The 16,981-nt window shown below is 41.8% G+C and carries 17 protein-coding genes; 5 read left to right on the top strand and 12 right to left on the bottom strand.

The window, feature by feature from the left end; translation table 11 throughout:
• The 7 genes from CRO04_RS06075 to CRO04_RS26125 form a co-directional block, all read right to left on the bottom strand.
• Entirely contained in the window at positions 1-1,581 is a 1,581-nt protein-coding gene (locus CRO04_RS06075) for a DUF2334 domain-containing protein (protein WP_097003336.1), read from the bottom strand.
• Positions 1,559-2,422: a GGDEF domain-containing protein gene (locus CRO04_RS06070; protein ID WP_166432486.1), complete on the bottom strand. Its 864-nt coding sequence runs from the start codon at positions 2,420-2,422 to the stop codon at positions 1,559-1,561. The genes CRO04_RS06075 and CRO04_RS06070 overlap by 23 nt, the downstream gene beginning before the upstream one ends.
• Positions 2,423-2,458: 36 nt before the next feature.
• Positions 2,459-3,997: a hypothetical protein gene (locus CRO04_RS06065; protein WP_097003334.1), complete on the bottom strand. Its 1,539-nt coding sequence runs from the start codon at positions 3,995-3,997 to the stop codon at positions 2,459-2,461.
• Positions 3,984-4,949 (bottom strand): glycosyltransferase family 2 protein, encoded by a 966-nt coding sequence (locus CRO04_RS06060; protein ID WP_097003333.1) that lies wholly within the window; start codon positions 4,947-4,949, stop codon positions 3,984-3,986. Before CRO04_RS06060 ends, CRO04_RS06065 begins: the two co-directional genes overlap by 14 nt.
• A gap of 248 nt (positions 4,950-5,197) precedes the next feature.
• Complete coding sequence (locus CRO04_RS06055) at positions 5,198-5,740, bottom strand: HD domain-containing protein (RefSeq protein ID WP_097003332.1); 543 nt, start codon at positions 5,738-5,740, stop codon at positions 5,198-5,200.
• Positions 5,741-5,876: 136 nt separating this feature from the next.
• Positions 5,877-6,005 (bottom strand): DUF5684 domain-containing protein, encoded by a 129-nt coding sequence (locus tag CRO04_RS27405; RefSeq protein WP_278321357.1) that lies wholly within the window; start codon positions 6,003-6,005, stop codon positions 5,877-5,879.
• A 132-nt stretch (positions 6,006-6,137) separates the two neighbouring features.
• Positions 6,138-6,281, bottom strand: a complete 144-nt coding sequence (locus CRO04_RS26125) for a hypothetical protein (RefSeq protein ID WP_166432485.1) — start codon at positions 6,279-6,281, stop codon at positions 6,138-6,140.
• A gap of 250 nt (positions 6,282-6,531) precedes the next feature.
• Here CRO04_RS26125 and CRO04_RS06050 point away from each other — a divergent pair, with 250 nt between their 5' ends.
• Positions 6,532-7,368 carry a hypothetical protein gene (locus tag CRO04_RS06050; RefSeq protein ID WP_207654406.1) on the top strand — a complete coding sequence of 279 codons (837 nt, stop codon included), beginning with the start codon at positions 6,532-6,534 and terminating at the stop codon, positions 7,366-7,368.
• 62 nt (positions 7,369-7,430) lie between these two features.
• On the opposite strand, the gene malQ is transcribed toward CRO04_RS06050, so the two are convergent.
• Complete coding sequence (malQ, locus tag CRO04_RS06045) at positions 7,431-8,909, bottom strand: 4-alpha-glucanotransferase (protein ID WP_097003331.1); 1,479 nt, start codon at positions 8,907-8,909, stop codon at positions 7,431-7,433.
• Positions 8,910-9,126: 217 nt separating this feature from the next.
• On the opposite strand from malQ, the gene CRO04_RS06040 reads away from it, so the two are divergent.
• On the top strand, positions 9,127-9,882 hold the full coding sequence (locus CRO04_RS06040; RefSeq protein ID WP_097003330.1) for an SIMPL domain-containing protein: 756 nt from the start codon (positions 9,127-9,129) through the stop codon (positions 9,880-9,882).
• 59 nt (positions 9,883-9,941) lie between these two features.
• On the opposite strand, the gene CRO04_RS06035 is transcribed toward CRO04_RS06040, so the two are convergent.
• From CRO04_RS06035 to CRO04_RS06025, 3 genes are all read right to left on the bottom strand, one after another.
• Complete coding sequence (locus CRO04_RS06035) at positions 9,942-10,856, bottom strand: mechanosensitive ion channel family protein (protein ID WP_097003329.1); 915 nt, start codon at positions 10,854-10,856, stop codon at positions 9,942-9,944.
• Positions 10,853-13,156, bottom strand: a complete 2,304-nt coding sequence (glgB, locus tag CRO04_RS06030) for a 1,4-alpha-glucan branching protein GlgB (RefSeq protein WP_097003328.1) — start codon at positions 13,154-13,156, stop codon at positions 10,853-10,855. The genes CRO04_RS06035 and glgB overlap by 4 nt, the downstream gene beginning before the upstream one ends.
• A gap of 80 nt (positions 13,157-13,236) precedes the next feature.
• The gene (locus CRO04_RS06025) at positions 13,237-14,292 is read right to left on the bottom strand and encodes a DUF3810 domain-containing protein (protein WP_097003327.1); all 1,056 of its coding nucleotides are present in this window, start codon (positions 14,290-14,292) and stop codon (positions 13,237-13,239) included.
• A gap of 176 nt (positions 14,293-14,468) precedes the next feature.
• Between CRO04_RS06025 and lepB the strand changes: the two genes are divergently transcribed.
• From lepB to CRO04_RS06010, 3 genes are all read left to right on the top strand, one after another.
• A complete protein-coding gene (gene lepB, locus CRO04_RS06020; protein WP_097003326.1) occupies positions 14,469-15,029 on the top strand; it encodes a signal peptidase I in 561 nt (186 codons plus the stop codon).
• Between the two features lie 90 nt (positions 15,030-15,119).
• A complete protein-coding gene (locus tag CRO04_RS06015) occupies positions 15,120-16,115 on the top strand; it encodes a serine hydrolase domain-containing protein (protein WP_097003325.1) in 996 nt (331 codons plus the stop codon).
• Entirely contained in the window at positions 16,105-16,488 is a 384-nt protein-coding gene (locus CRO04_RS06010; RefSeq protein WP_097003324.1) for a VOC family protein, read from the top strand. The genes CRO04_RS06015 and CRO04_RS06010 overlap by 11 nt, the downstream gene beginning before the upstream one ends.
• Before the next feature lie 31 nt (positions 16,489-16,519).
• Here the strand turns inward: CRO04_RS06010 and rpiB are convergent, their stop codons facing one another.
• Positions 16,520-16,963 (bottom strand): ribose 5-phosphate isomerase B, encoded by a 444-nt coding sequence (gene rpiB / locus CRO04_RS06005; protein WP_097003323.1) that lies wholly within the window; start codon positions 16,961-16,963, stop codon positions 16,520-16,522.
• Positions 16,964-16,981 lie beyond the last annotated feature (18 nt).

Genomic DNA, 16,981 nt, shown 5'->3' with positions numbered 1-16,981 from the left:
CTAATCTTGAAAGAAATAGTTTTTTCTATTTCTGTACCTTGCCCATAGAATCAGAAACAGAAAAAGTATGGAAGTCAGTCCCACTGCGATAACCAGTCTCCTGCTCTGGGATGTTAAATCCCTGGAAAACCGCTGAAGCATATTCCGGCGATAATTGTAACGGTCAGGATAAACCGAGGGCGTAAAGCTCAGATCCATTTTTTTGCCATTGAGAATCAGATCCCCGTTTTTATATGTCATAAGCTGCTTATCCAGCCAGTAGCTGTGGTCCATATCCCAAAGACTTTTCAAAGGAATGAAAGAGGTTCTGCAAGCCTGTATTTTTCTGTTAATCTCCTCATAATTCTCCTGAATACTGATGGACACTGCCGAAGATGAAACAGATAAATAACTGATCCCGGTATCATCAAGGGCGATGGAGGCTCCCACCCATTGATGTCCGTCCCTGTAAACCTCATTGTTTCCCATAACTTCTGTTTTTAAATACGAATCTGTTTCACCGGAAGTAAAAATTGTCTTAAAATGGCTCATAATCCCAATTGTATCTTTTTGGAACATCCAGTTTTCTGGTACTTCCAATGCCAGAGGAAACACCCCCTGTTTGTTGTATAGGATCATCGCCTGGGTGAGATATTCCAGCATGACGTCCTTCTTTAATGGATTCATCTGATTGATGGGAGCATGGATAATTACAGCTCCTCCATTTGCCTGTGCATAACGTAAGACTTCACAAAAGTGGGTCATGGATGGATAGTCACCATTTATATATATTGGCATCACAGAAATTACAAACGGTGTTTTTTTTCCAGCCAGTAATTTTACAACCTTTAAAAGCTTTTCCGGATCTTCATAGGGATAAACCCGATCAACTAAAATGTACTGCGCGAATACATGAGGACTGCCGTTATACGGCCATTTCCATTGGGACACCTCCCGGATCATTGCCGCACGATTCAGAGGATTGCTCATATCATGTGCTGGTATATGGGTTAAGATACCATTAGAAGCACAAAAATATCCTCGCTTGCTATTTACGGTTAATGTTCCGCTTTGATAAGTTGTTTGATTGAAAAATATAAAATAATTCTCCCTGACTAAGCCTGTTATACGGTCCAGACCGTGAAACGAATATTGCAGCTGTCCCACTGAACTGTTTACTAACTCATACTGATCTGATCTGTTTGTATGATCAAGATAGTATTTGAAATATTGATTACCAATAAATAAAATATGTTGGGACTGCCCTGCTCTGGCCTCATATTGTGCCAACCGATCAGTATAATCTGCCGGAATCTGATCTAAATCATAACAGATCACATAAGAAAACTGATCCAGATACTGTATGCTCCAGGAAGCAGGACCATAACTGACAGAAAAGCTCTGATACGTCAGCAGTTCCACCAGATTGTTGACTGCTTCCATTGCTGTATCATCTGCATTATCCTGGTAAATAATAAGAATATCTCCTCTGGGCAGCTCCTTTGCCAAAGCCGCACCGGCCATTTCCATGCTTATCAAAGCAAAAAGCAGGAACCCGGTAACACACACCACAAATCTCTTACACATCATACTGCAGTTCATTTTCTACCCTCTGTTTGAATAGAATCATATTGTTTTCATATATCTCTTTGTTGTATTCCAGGCTTGCCATCTTAACCTCAATCTTAATAGAAGCGTCGGTAATGCCGCTAAAAGCATCCTGACTGGAAATCCTGCTTCTGATTCTTCGCATGGCTATTTCACTTCCCTCTTTGTCACAGGTCAGTAAAACTGCCAGAGATCCTTTCTGATCAATGGAATAGGTTTTATCTTCCACCCTGACTGTATCCACTACAAGTTCAGCCAGCCTCTGTATGACATGCTCATAATTTTGTCTTGATAAAATACTTTTCAGTTCTGCTTCATATTTCAGAACTATAATCATCAAAGAAAGAGACATATGATTACGTTCAGCATATGCTGCCAGCACGTTTAAGTCATTGTACAGACTCCTAAGGTTATACAGTTTTGTCAGGGGATTGACCACAACCAGTTCATCCACCTGCCTCCTTAAAATATCGTTTTCCAGCTCCAGCCTGTGTGTTCCGGACACAAACATATACATGGCAGCTGCGCAGATAGGAGGAACCAGAATCCAGACATAGCTGTAAAATGGTATCTCCGTATCATAGGAAAGGAATAAATAAAGCCGGTAAGCGGTATATACCGTGACCTCTATTCCTGCCAGAACAAGGGATAACGAAAACAGTTTAAATCCGGAAAATAAAATAACGAAAAAGGTTCCAATCAGCATGATAACCGCTTCAAACATCATGGTTTTATCCGAATAACTTACAGTCATGGCTCCTGCAAACAGGCAAAACAACAAAATTATCAGTCCAACATCCTGCAGCAGATAACCAAATGAATTTTTATTTATCATCAGATTCATCCCCTCACATTCCCATCTGTCGCTGATTTAGACAATTCTCAGCTTATGAAGTAATTCTGCAAAAACACAATAAGTCATAATATCCATACACATTCCCACCAGGAACAGCCTCTGTACCATCTCTGCATCACCACTGTTCACAATCACCACTATGGACTGGGAAAGCAAAAAGGCAAGAACCATGAAAAGCATATCCAAAAATATGGTATTTCTTCTGTCTCCTGCCGGGCGTATGGAATAGCCTTTGTAAAACAAAAAGATCACGAAACCTGTCAGTAAGATTAAGAATCCAACGGTTTTGGGTGCAGATAATTCCTTGAAGCTGCTCCAGCCCGACCAGAACAGGCTCTTTGCCTTCTCCGGAAATCCGGCTTCTTTTTCATAGTTTCCGCAATTACTTCTCCTCATATCCATCCCCTGTTTAATAGAAACATCAATCATACGAATCAGACTTCCCGGATGACGTAAATAATAATTACCTATGTCTAAAATTGTATATTGATCCATAAAGCCATGGTACAGGGAACTGTCTCCGGATCTGACCAGAGGCAGGTCATCATAGGCCGAGGCATCCGCCAGCAATTCATAGGATGGATCAATTCCAAATTCTGAAAGAGTATCAGCAGGATCAGCTGAACTGAATAAAACCCCCCTGGTCATGGCATGCAGCTTGCTTGTTTCACTGAAATCATTTGGATATCCCAGGATACAAAGAAACGAAAGCAGACTCATCATAAGTGCACCCAGAATACAGCCTCCGCCCCAAATAAAGCTTCTGCGTACAGCAGTAAGGCGAATAACAGAAACTGCAAGGATAAACCCCAGCACAGCGCATTGGCGTCTGGAACTGACCAGTATCCCTCCTGAAACCAGAATAAGAATCAAAGCTGATACATCTTTAAATAAAGAACGTTTATTCTGAAAAGACATAAAAGCTCCCACACAATAAAGTACGGCAAGATACCATAATGCTTCCGGATAAAAGGAATTAAAATAAGTCATATATCCAACATCGGAGAAAATGATCAGTCCTGCCCCGGCAATCATTGCTCCTTCCGAAAAACGCTTTACCCGTTCGCAGGTCTGCCGGACAACCAGGTAAAAGGCAGGAAGAAACAGCAGAGAATAAAGTAAGCCCAGAAAACGAATATCAAAGATGCTGTCTCTCGTAATCAAATCATCAACCGCTTTAGCAGCATTTAAAAATAAAAGCTGGCTGTTTTGTGCCTTTCCCTGAATCTCCAGCCCAGATTCAACTTCTGTATATGTCTTATTAAAATAATTTCCGTAATTTACCGCCGGATCCTTATCTCTGTAATAAATACCGGCAGTCTTCATTATCTCATCTGTAGATCCATCGTTTGCCACTCCCAGATAATTGGGCAGGAAAAGAATTATAACCGTTGTCAGAGCTGCAATAGCCGTAACTGCAGCTGCAAGAAGAGAAGGAGAATATCTTCCTTCCATCTCAGAATTAATCTTCCCTATTATACTTCTTGCTCCCTGAAGCAGCTTCATAAAAAAGGTGATATATGAGACAGCACCGTTATCCTCATGATTCTTCATGTTTTTTCTCCGTCAGATCATTGACTTCAATGGCATATCTGGGACGCTCTTTAACTTCCATATAGATTTTACCTATATACGTTCCAATGAGTCCCACGGATAAAAGCTGGACTCCTCCAATAAACCAGATGGATAAGATTGTAGAAGTCCAGCCTGCAACCACTCTTCCCGTAACAAAAGAATAGAATGCATAAATGGCGGCACAGATACTGCAAAGAACAATGACCAGTCCCAATTCCGTTATCATGCGGATCGGCTGTATACTAAATGAAGTAATGCCTTCAAAAGCCATGTAGATCATCTTGCTCAATGGATATTTGGACTTGCCTGCAATTCGGGATTTCCGGTTATAGGAGACTGTTACAGAGGAAAATCCGATTAAAGGAATAATTCCTCTTAAAAACAGGTTTCGTTCTTTATACAGGGAAAACTGCTTCAGCGCCCTTTTTGACATAAGCCGATAATCCGCGTGGTTATAAACAACATCAATCTTCATCAGCTGCATCAGTCTGTAGAACCCAAGAGCAGTAAACTTTTTAAATAAGGTGTCTGTGTCACGCCTTTTTCGAACTCCATAAACAATATCAATACCCTTAAGATATAGATCCACCATCTCTTCCATAACTGAGACATCATCCTGTAAGTCCGCATCAATTGATATAACCATATCTGCATGACTCATCGCTGTTAGAAGACCGGCTGTCAAAGCGTTCTGATGCCCTGTATTTCTGGCAAGTTTGAGACCGAAGATCAGGGGAGACTGCTTACGGAAATTCTCAATTATATTCCAGGTACTGTCTCTGCTTCCATCATCCACATAGAGAATAAAACTGGCTTTGTCTATTTTACCGGACTGCATCAGTCTGTCTAAAACTCCAGTCAATTCTTTATTGGTATACAAAAGTGCCTGTTCCTCGTTATAGCATGGCACAACAATACAAAGTTTGTCCATACACTGTACTCCTTTCGGTCATCCTTCCTAGCATAAAGCTTTTATCTGGTAGTTTACCTGAAATGAAGAATTATAACCAAAGAAATGGTATTTTTAAGTTTCCGTATAAGCATTAAAAATGTCTGTCTGCAAGCTAGTAAGTTTTGGGGAATTTTCAGTAAAAAGATCTAAGAGTAAGACTGCCGAAAGATTATCGGCAGTTTTTTCATTCAAAGTTGATTTAAGAGGTGGAAGTGCATTCACGACCATCATTCATAACTATTACCAAATACAGAATCACACAATGCCTTATATTCCTGATAAGCACCAAACTTCTCCAAATCACTTAAGAGTCTGGCTATACCTAAATAATACCAGGCATGCTGGGATTTATCTTTTTCATTAAACCGCTGCCAGATCTCATCACCCATAAGAAGGTAATCTCTTGCAGTTGTTCTGAGATTACTAAGCTTGTCCGCCAGAACAAGAATCTTAATCTCCATTGACGCATGCTTAAGGTGCTCTAACGTGGCAGCTTTACGTTCTTTCCAGCTTTTCGTTTTATCTTCCGTTTCTTCCATAACAAGCTGCGCAACCCGGCTTCCAAATTCTTTTTCAAGCTGCAATTTCGTAACGCCTGCGTCCTCAATCACATCATGCAGCAGCGCAGCGCAGATCAGTTCCTGGTCTGCAGTCATCAATGACACAATCACTGCGGTTTCCAAAGGGTGGACGATATATGGGATACATGTCCCTTTCCGGCAGGTTCCCTCATGGCACTTTACCGCAAATTCAACCGCTTTCTCCACCATAGCTGATCTCCTTTTCTTTTTTTATATATTATCACAAATTATGACAGTTTAACAGGGCAGATTGGAAATTAGTTAAACAATCGGGAATTTCCAGAAAATAAAAAGGCACTGGTCAGTGCCTCCGTAAAAAATACTGTTATAAAATGTATCTCATCTTTGGAAATACGTATTTAGAGCTACCAAAAGCAAGTATTGGATAAAAGATAAATGGCAGGAATATCAGACCAAGCCCAAACATTTTCCCTTTCCCAAAAGAATTAGCCATAGCCTGGTTCACGAGCCTTTATATATATTTTCCATTTAGATACAGTAATTATTATAAAACAAATAATTAAAAATAAACTGATTTCAATTATATAATCATAAAAGCTTCCCATCTCTTTCATACCCCTTTTTATTAATTGTTAATTTCATGTTCTATCATTTTTTCTAATTGACTCAGACGATTTTCCTGATCTTTAATTACTCTTCTCAATGAAGTGATTTCGTTAAATGCCAGTAAAGCCACCACACACAACAGCACGACTGCATAGTATCCCATGCTATTTTTCTCCCCCTCTCTTTCCGATTACATATTTTACCATTTTTCGACATTTTTATCAATATTTGTCACTCATAATATAAATGAACAAATGCAGAAAGCCAAAAAAAGAATGCATTGAAACACTCTTAAACACGGTGTTTCGTAAGAATAAATTAAATTATTACGATTTATCAGATAAACTTGTAAGATCCCCTGTTTTCTGCTATGCTATGTATCGGAATAATTATCAGGAGGAATTTGAATTCATATGAATCAGTATAACAATCAATCCAGACCGGAACGCCGCAGGACAAGCTCCGGATACCGGCGTGACAACGGAAAAGGCGGTTTTCTTTCGGTCCTTCTGTTTTATGTGCTTCCTTTCATCGTATTTAACGGGATCATTTTTTTACTGGTTACCACCCGTCCGAAAGCAGAGATTACCATCGGTGAAAGCAGCGATTATATTACTACAACTATGGAATTAAAGGTTAAATCCCTTCTTCCCATAAAAACTATGGAAGTATCCTTAGACAGCTCTCCTATTGAATTAACCAAAGCAGGCAAAAAGACGTACAAAGCAACGTTAACCAACAACGGTATGCTGGAAGTGAAACTGATCGGACTTAACAAGATGAAGGCGGTCATGTATGAACAGGTCAATGTCCTGGATGATACCCCTCCTGCTATCAAAGATAAAGTTTTGGAGAATAATATTCTTTCTTTCCGGCTGGAGGACACCCAGTCTGGTGTGGATTATTCTTCTATTTCTGCATCCGATGAGGATAAAACAGATATTCTTCCTCTTTCAATTGACCGCAGTACCGGACTTGTTACTTTTGAGATTGAAAAAGAAAATATTGCCATTACCGCTAAGGATAAGATCGGCAATGAACTTCATGTTACTTTTACACCTCAGGGAGAAAGCTTCGAGGAGGCGGAAATGGAAAGTGAAGAGATGCAGGAAACTGCAGAATCTGAAGAAACAGAAGAAACAAAAGAATCAAAAAATACAAAACAAACAAAAGAATCAGTTAAGAATACAGATACTACGAAAACAACTACAAAAGCAACCACGAAAGCAAATACAACGAAGAAGAAATAGGTTATTTTACTTCGGCAAAAGCCGGATCCGTGTTATTCCTGAACAGACACGGATCCGGCTTTTTATTTTCTTCCATATAACAATGCCAACTCTCTGCATTGATCAATAAGATCAGAAGTTATCTCCCCCTGCTTTAAACGCCACTTCCAGTTGTTTCCCAGCGTAGAAGGCTGGTTAATTCTACCGTTTCTGCCTGTTCCCAGATAGTCCTGAACCGGAATAACAGCAAGATCTGCCACACTCGCCAGAGCAAGTCTGATAAAATCCCAGTAGATCTCTTCCTCAGGAGTGTTCCAGTTATTTAAATACCGCCGGCTGAAATTCCGGTCTGCTTCACACATATCCTCATACCAGCTTCTTAAGGTCTGGTTATCGTGGGTACCAGTATAGACCACGCAGTTATTGGTATAATTGTGGGGCAGATAAATACTCTCTCCATTGGCATCAAAGGCGAATTCCAAAACCTTCATGCCGGGAAAACCGGTTTCTGAAAGCAGCTTCAGCACCGACGGAGTCAGAAAACCAAGATCTTCCGCAATGATATCAAGGTCTTTAAACCGCTCCCTGAAGCATAGGAACAGATGGATACCAGGCCCCTTCTCCCATGTGCCGACCATTGCATCTTCTCTGTCTGCTGGCACACGGTAATATTCGTCAAAACCCCTGAAATGATCCAGCCGAACCGTATCATATAACCGGAAGCTGTATTCCAGACGTTTCAGCCACCACTCATATCCCGTCTCCTTATGATAGTCCCAGCGGTAAAGCGGATTGCCCCACAGCTGTCCGGTGGCAGAGAATGCATCCGGCGGACAGCCTGCTACTGCCTCCGGATATCCGCTTTCATCAAACTGAAAAAGTTCCGGATGGCTCCAGGCATCGGCGCTGTCAAATGCCACATAAATGGGCAGATCTCCGATAATCCGGATCCCCTGTCCGGCGGCATAGGACTTTAATTTTCCCCACTGTTCCCAAAACTTTATCTGCAGGAAGATATAAAAGCCTGTTTCATCAGCAAGTGCAGCCTTATAATGTTCCACAGCAGTGTCTTTTTTTAAGCGGATATCCTCATCCCAGTCAATCCAGCTCTTACCCTGAAAATGATCCTTTAATGCCATATAAAAACAATACCATACCGTTTCCTCATTAAGCTCCGCCTGAATATCTCTCACGGAATTTCCCTTCGATTTCCAGGACTCATACGCCTGTCTTAATAGCGGAAAACGGTGTTCATATAATTTTTCATAATCAACTGAGGATTCATCATCTCCGAAATCCGGTAAATCACACTGCTCACTGGTAATCAGTTCTTCCCGGACCAGTTCTTCCAGATCAATAAAATAGGGATTTCCTGCAAAAGAGGAAAAAGACTGGTAAGGAGAATCCCCATAACCTGTGGGCCCAAGAGGCAGAATCTGCCAGTAATGCTGTCCTGCTTTTTTTAACAGATCAATCCATTCATAAGCCTCTTTTGAAAACGCTCCGATTCCGTACTTAGACGGAAGGCTCGAAACAGGAAGCAACATCCCGCATCTTCGCATAACCCAGCCTCCTTTACCCATACAATTGTATGAGTTAACAATAGCATAAAGCTGCAGGATTGGCAACCACTGCCATTCCAGTATTATTTTGTAAATAAATCCTAGGAATTTTGACCTGGAATGTTAAGAGAAAAGAAATACTAATTCTTTCATTTTCCTGTAGAATAAAGATGTGACAACAAATGCAGCAAATACTGCAATAATAGGAGGATTCAATATGAGAAAAATCAATAAACCACTGGCTGCTGCTGCCGCAGCAGCCGCAGTTCTCGGCTTAACCGCCTGCGCCCAGACCACCGGTGCTTCTGCCCCTGCTCCTCAGGCGGTTGTAAACACACAGAATCAATCCAACATAGAGGTACAAAGTGAGGAGGCAGTAAAAGTTGTTCCGGACAAAGCAGAAATCAGCTTTGCAGTTCTTTCCCAGGCTGCAGATCCTAAATCAGTTCAGGATTTAAACAGCACTGATGTTGATAAAGTAATCAGCTTTTTAAAAAGCACCGGCATTGATGAAAAATCCATACAGACCTCTAATTTTGGTCTTCAGCCCATCTATGACTGGAATGACGGACAAAAGATAACCGGATATGAGATGCGTACAAGTATCGTTGTGTCAGATATTCCCATGGATCAGGTCGGCACCCTCATTTCTTCTTCCATCGATGCTGGTATCAACAATATTAACCAGATATCTTACATGTCCAGTAAATATGATGAATCTTATCAGGAGGCCTTAAAAAAGGCAGTTGAGACTTCAAAAGTAAAAGCGGAGGCGATAGCCGCTGCAAGCGGAAGAACTCTTGGTGAAGTTACCAATGTGCAGGAGATCAGTACTTACAATGAGAACCGTTATACCACTTATGATGCAGATTCTTCCAGAGGTTCCCTTGAGGCAGGCACAAAACAAATTGCAATTGAGCCTGGTCAGATCAGCGTAACAGCACAGGTTACCGTAACCTACAATCTCAAATAAATAATAGCTGCTGTAAAATGCCTCTGTATCCTGTATTCCGGCATTTTACAGCAGCTTTTTTATTTCCCGCTGTCTTTAATATGAACATCCAGCTGGCTGTATGGAATTTCGATTCCCGCTTCTTCAAACTCCAGCTTAATTCTTTCTAAGATTTCCCACCTGGCTGTCCAGTAATCCTCCACTAAAGTCCAGCCCCTTCCTCCCAGAGTTACCGAACCGTCAGCCAAATCACTGACGAAGATATCAACCGGCTCATCCTTTTTTACCTGTGGCTGGCTGTCAAAGATGGATTGCAAAAGCGCTTTTGCCTTCTTTAAATCGGCATCATAACTGATCCCAACCAGAATATCCAGCCTGCGCTTGTCCATCGCTGTTACATTGGTAAGCGGGGAATTGGCAAGTGTTCCATTGGGAATTACCACCTGCTTATTATCCGGAGTGGTAAGAACCGTATAGACCAGACCGATGGTATGGACACTACCCTCTCCTGACTGTGATACAATATAATCTCCTACACGGAAGGGTTTCATGAGAAGGATCAATACCCCTCCTGCAAAATTAGCCAGGCTTCCCTGAACTGCCAGACCAATGGCAATACTGGCTGAACCGAGAATCGCTACGATAGAAGCGGAATTTACTCCAATCTGGCCTGCAATTATGAATGCCAGAAGGCAGTACATCACTGCATTGGTAACAGAAAGAAGAAATTTCCTTACGCTGACCTCCATATCCACCCGCCTGAAGGAACGGTTGAGCATGCCATAAAACAACTTAATTATTCTGGAACCGATGAAGAAAATCACAATTGCCAGTAAGAGCTTTATGCCAAATGCAAGGATGGAAGGCATCCACCCTCTGATTGTCTCCATTAATACATTGGGTTTTAATTGTTCTAAATTATTCTGTACCTCCTGCAGAGCTTCAAACGATTCCTGAGGCACGGAGGCTGTAGTAGTATTTAAGTAAAATATCATACCGGATTCTCCTGTTTTATATTCTTAACTTTTTTTATTTTCACTCGTTTTGTAGTTTTTACTTTTACGGGCGTACAGGAAAAAACTGCTGTACTGAGGGGAGCCACCGTAATCTCGATGGAATTCTCCCGTTCGTCTGCTTCTTTCTTTTTGGAAATCTTTACCCTCTTATTCTGGTATCCTTCTCCTCCAAACGCTATATCACTGCTGTTAATCAGCTCCTTGTATTTTCCCTCAAAGGGAACACCTACCGAATATTTCTCATGGAGAACCGTATCAAAATTACAGATAAAAAGAAGTGTTTCCCTCTTCTTTTTTGTCTTTCTTAAAAATACAAGAATGCTGTCTGAGGAGTTGGAGCATTCCACCCATTCAAATCCATCCGGGTCGTAATCAGACGCATAGAGAGCCGGCTGGCTTAAGTAAAGATGGTTCAGGGCTTTCACATAATCCCGCAGCTGACTGTGCAGTGACTCGTCCAAAAGCTCCCAGTCCAGGCTTCTGTTCTCATCCCATTCCCGAAGCTGACCGAACTCCTGTCCCATAAACAACAGCTTTTTCCCCGGATGACCTGTCATGAATCCATAAGCAGCCCTTAGATTCGCAGCCTTTTTCTCCATCGTATCTCCCGGCATCTTATTAATCATAGATCCTTTTAAATGAACCACCTCATCATGAGAGAATACAAGAATAAAGTCTTCACTGTAAGCATACAGAAGGCTGAAGGTCAGTTCCCCATAATGATTCTTTCTAAAATAAGGATCGCACTGCATATAGCCGGTAAAGTCATTCATCCAGCCCATATTCCATTTAAAATCAAAACCAAGCCCGCCTTCTTTTACTCTTTCTGTAACTCTGGGCCAGGCGGTAGACTCTTCCGCAATCAGTACTGCACCATCTTTCCTGCTCTTAAAAACGGAATTTAAATGTTTTAAAAATTCCACTGCTTCCAGATTCTCATTTCCCCCATATAGATTGGGAATCCATTCCCCCGGATCTTTCCCGTAATCCAGATACAGCATGGAAGCCACCGCATCCATGCGGATGCCGTCTGCATGGTATTTCTCCACCCAGTACAGAGCATTGGCGATTAGAAAGTTGGTCACCTGAGGACGGCCATAATTATAGATCAGCGTTCCCCAATGGGGATGGGCTCCCTGTCTCGGGTCCTTATGTTCATAAACACAGGTGCCGTCAAAGCAGGCGAGACCAAAGCTGTCTCGTGGAAAATGTGCCGGAACCCAGTCTAAAATCACACCGATTCCTTCCTGGTGGCAAAGATCTACAAAAAACTTAAAATCATCAGGAGTTCCAAATCGGCTGGTGGGTGCATAGTAGCCGGTTACCTGATATCCCCAGGAAGCATCCAGAGGGTGCTCCATCACCGGGAGCAGCTCTACATGGGTATAACCCATTTCCTTTACATATGGAACAAGTTTTTTCCCAATCTCCCGGTAATTGAGAAATTCCGAGCCATTCACAGGTGTCCCTTCCTCATCATAATCCGGCTCTTTGCGAAGCCACGATCCCAAATGAACCTCATAGATGGAAAATGGCTCCCTGTCAAGATGAACTGAGGCTCTTTTTTTCATCCACGCGTCATCGCTCCATCTATACTGATTGATATCCCATATGACAGAAGCATTGCCCGGCCGCAGCTCACTAAACCCACCATAAGGATCACTTTTCAGCAAAATAGCGCCGCCCCTGGCCTTTATTTCATATTTATAAATCATTCCTGGATGCAGACCTGGTATAAATAATTCAAAAATTCCGGAATCCCCCAGCCTTCTCATCTGGTGCCGCCTGCCATCCCACAGGTTAAAATCACCCACTACACTGACTCTCATGGCACAGGGTGCCCAGACAGAGAAGGTAACGCCTTCCGTGTCCCTGATTGTCATAGGGTGTGCTCCCATTTTATCGAATATGCTGTAATGAATTCCGGAACTGAACTTTTTAATGTCTGTATCTGTATAACAGGATTCATAGCTGTAAGGATCAAAAAGTTCCTCTGTGGTATCGTTATCATAGGTGACCTGATAAACATAGGAAACTTTCGTTTTCTCCGGCAGAAGCACCGCAAAAAATCCGGCATCATCCGCCCGCTCCATGGGATAGAGTCTTTCATCGTTGATTACTTTTACCGTAATCGCTGCAGCCGTAGGGATAAATGCCTGAATCAACAGCCCTGCTTCTGTTACATGGGGTCCCAACAGCCGGTGCGGTTTTGCCGCTTCCGAATAAACGATTTCTTCAATACCTGCCCAATCCATTAACCCGTATAAAGTTTTATCCATATCTGGCTCCTCCCGCTTTTTTTGATTCTATACTGTAATTTTATCAAAGCAGAGAGTATTTTTCAATAGATTCCAAAGCCTTAACGTTCCTTTGTTCTGGCATAAGCAAGCATTAAGTCCACCATTCTGCCATAGCTTTTAACTCCGTCGGACTGGCTGTTCATTTTTAAATAAGTATTATTCATCTGATTTGCAACCTCAGCGGCTTTGCCCTCATACTGCCTCCAGAATTCATTGTTATGTCTTAAATCCTCCCATGCCCTCTGATCCAGAAGATGACAGATCTCCTGGTATGCAATGGCATCGGTCTTTGCCAATGCATTGGTCGCGTAAACCCAGCCGGTTAAATATCCGCTGTAACGGAACGCTTCATTATCTGAACCAATACATGCTAAATATCCAATGAAATTCGCCTCATCCTCCCGCATAAACCCTCTTAAATGAGAAAGTTCATGGCAGACAGTATGGGGAATATTGTAATCCGGCATGAATCGGTTATAGGTCGCCTCCACGGTAAAAGGCATATACTGACCGCAAAGCTGCTGAATGCTAAAATACTGGGATAATAAAAACGGTTTGGGCTTAGGATAATATCCGGATAAGCCCGGATAATTTTCTCCCAGCTTCTTCATCGCTTTCACGCTCTCTGTTTTCACAAGACCGGTATCCAGATGTCCGTTAACATCAGCTTCACTCAGACCATTCACAATCATGGTCAGCTGTAGACAGAGACTCTTTAGTTCCTCTGCCGAAGAATTTTTTACTTCCAGACCGGAAATCTTTGAAAATGGTATTCTATAATAATTGATTCCACATTGAAAAGTGAAAAGGAAAAACAGACATGCAACCAGAAACAATCCCCGGATCAAAAGACGCTTTCCCTCTCTGATGTGTCTGATTCCATAAAGAAGACAGCTAAAAAGCAGAACATAGGCTGAAAACTCTACAACTGCAAAGGGAAATAATCCGGAGAATCTGCCGATGCTCCCCACAATCAGCGGATATACAAATTTCGCATACAAATTACCAAATCCAGGAACTGTCCGGGCTAAAATCTGAGCTCCAAACGACAGGATAAGTAAAACCGCAGAACCAGTAATGTACTTTCTTTCTGTATTATTTCCTTTATTTTCCATATCTAGTAACCCCCAGATGTGATTGTTTATATATTAAGAATTTTATCACAATATTGTGGACAAACCATGAATGTTTGTGAATATTTTCTTACCATTTTGTGAAACCCCTTGCACATTTTACCAAACTCATTTAAAATTTGATTCAGAACTAAGAAGAAAGCAAAGAAGAGAAGCATATGAAAAGAGAAGAAAACATGTCACAGGAACCATTTAACTGGAAGGAAGAGATCATCAGCTGGATCAAGATTATTATTACAGCTGCAGTTATTGCTTTTCTGCTGAATAATTTTATTATTGCAAACAGCAGAGTACCAAGCGGTTCTATGGAGAAGACCATTATGACCGGCGACCGGGTGATCGGTTCAAGATTATCCTATTATTTTGAGGATCCGGAACGGGGCGATATTGTTATTTTCCATTTTCCTGACGATCCTACAGGGAAAACATACTATGTGAAACGTATCATAGGACTTCCAGGTGATACCGTCGATATCAGAAACGGAAAGGTTTTTATTAACAATTCCGATACTCCACTTGAGGAGCCGTATCTGCCGGAACCCATGGAGCCTGAACCGGACGCTCATTTCGAGGTGCCTGACGATTCTTACTTCATGCTGGGAGATAACCGTAATTATTCTGCTGACGCAAGAAGGTGGAATAATAAGTATGTGAAAAAGAAAAAGATTATAGCAAAAGTGCTGTTCCGCTACTTCCCATCAATTAAGAAACTTCATTAGACAGCGGGCTGAACGAATCCGGGTACTTTCCCGTTTTCCTTCAGCCCGTTTACTATTATTAAGAAAAATACCAGAGAAAAGGGAATTTATATGGATATTGAAAAAATAATTCCAACCGGCTTTAGCGGTTGTATTTCCATTTGCCAAAAAGAAAAAATCCTGTATCAGAAAGCATATGGATATGCCGATCTTCCCAATAAAGTCTTAAATAATATGGATACCAGATTTGCAACAGCTTCTGCCGGAAAGGTATTTGTGGCGGTGGGTATCCTGCAGCTGGTGGAACAGGGAAAGCTTCATCTGGAAGACACCATTGGAGCATTATTGGCTCTTGACTGGAAGCAGATTGACACTGAAATCACAGTCTGGCAGCTTCTCACCCATACCTCGGGGATACCTGACTATTTTGATGAATCAGTCATGACAGAGTATGAAGACTTGTGGGTTGATTTCCCAAATTACAGGATTCGCTCCAATAAAGATCTGCTTCCCCTCTTTATTCACAAACCGATGATGTATCCAAAAGGAAGCAGATTTCAATACAATAATACTGGTTTTGTTGTGTTAGCAATGATTCTTGAGCAGATTACAGGAATGGAATTTGACAAGTATCTGGAAAACTCTATATTTGTCCCATGCAATATGGCACATACCGGATATTACGAGCTGGACAGACTGCCTGCCAGGTGCGCTGCTAATTACATATTTGACAGGGAAAGAAATGACTTCCGCACGAATATATATAGTGTAGATGTTAAGGGTACCGGTGCAGGAGGCGCTTTTACAACAGTCGGAGATATCCGGTTATTCTGGAAAAATCTTCTGTCCTATAAGCTGCTCTCGCCTGCCATGACGGAAAACATGCTGTCCAGGCACAGCGGTGAAAACCAGTGTTATGGCTATGGAATCTGGCTGAAAAAAGCAGTGAATAATTATAATCCTTATTTCCAGGGCTGTGATCCGGGCGTGAGCTTCATTTCTTCATTTGACAGGGAAAAACAGATTCTGATAACGTTAGTAAGCAATTATGGAGACAATGTATGGAAGCTGAAAAGAGAATTAGAGGGGGTACTAAATGAAAATTGAACATATTGCCATGTATGTGAATGATTTAGAAAAGGCAAAAGAATTTTTTATTATCTATTTTAATGGAGAAGCTAATGACGGTTATTACAATCCAAAATCTGGCTTCCGCTCCTATTTCTTAACCTTTGAAGACGGCTGCCGGCTGGAAATCATGAACAAACCTGCTATGGAAGATCCACAAAAAGCGCTCACCCGCACAGGTTTTATCCACATTGCATTCCGTGTTGGAACCCGAGAAACTGTCGACCAGCTCACCAACAGGTTAAGACAGGATGGCTACGAAGTGATCAGCGGACCTCGGACAACCGGTGACGGATATTATGAAAGCTGTATCATTGGTCTGGAAGGAAATCAGATAGAAATAACCATCTGATTCCCTGCCAGAAACAGGTCAGTCGGAAACGTTAGTTTCTCTTTTCGATATCCATTACCATATCTACACGGCGCTGATGTCTTCCACCTTCGTATTTCGCATCCAGCCATTCTTCCGTGATCATCTTTGCCAGTTCAACACCTACCACTCTGGCGCCAAAACAAAGTACATTGGAATCATTGTGCATTCTGGAAAGCTTTGCTGTGTATGGCTCACTGCAGACACAGGCACGGATTCCCTTAACCTTATTACAGGCAAGAGAGATACCAACTCCGGTTCCGCAGATTGCAATCCCTAAATCCGCTTTACCATCTGCGACTGCGCGTCCTACCATCTCACCATACTCCGGATAATCGCAGCTTTCTGTGGAATTGGTTCCAAAGTCAATGACTTCATAGCCTTTGCTTTCCACAAATTCTTTGATCGCTTCTTTCATCTCTATCGCTGTATGATCATTACCCATTGCAATCTTCATTGTCGTTCTCCTGTTTCT

Source organism: Lacrimispora amygdalina, from assembly GCF_900205965.1.
GTDB lineage: Bacteria > Bacillota > Clostridia > Lachnospirales > Lachnospiraceae > Lacrimispora > Lacrimispora amygdalina_A.
The sequence above is the reverse complement of the archived record's forward strand: the minus strand, read 5'-3'. Positions and strand labels throughout refer to the sequence as shown.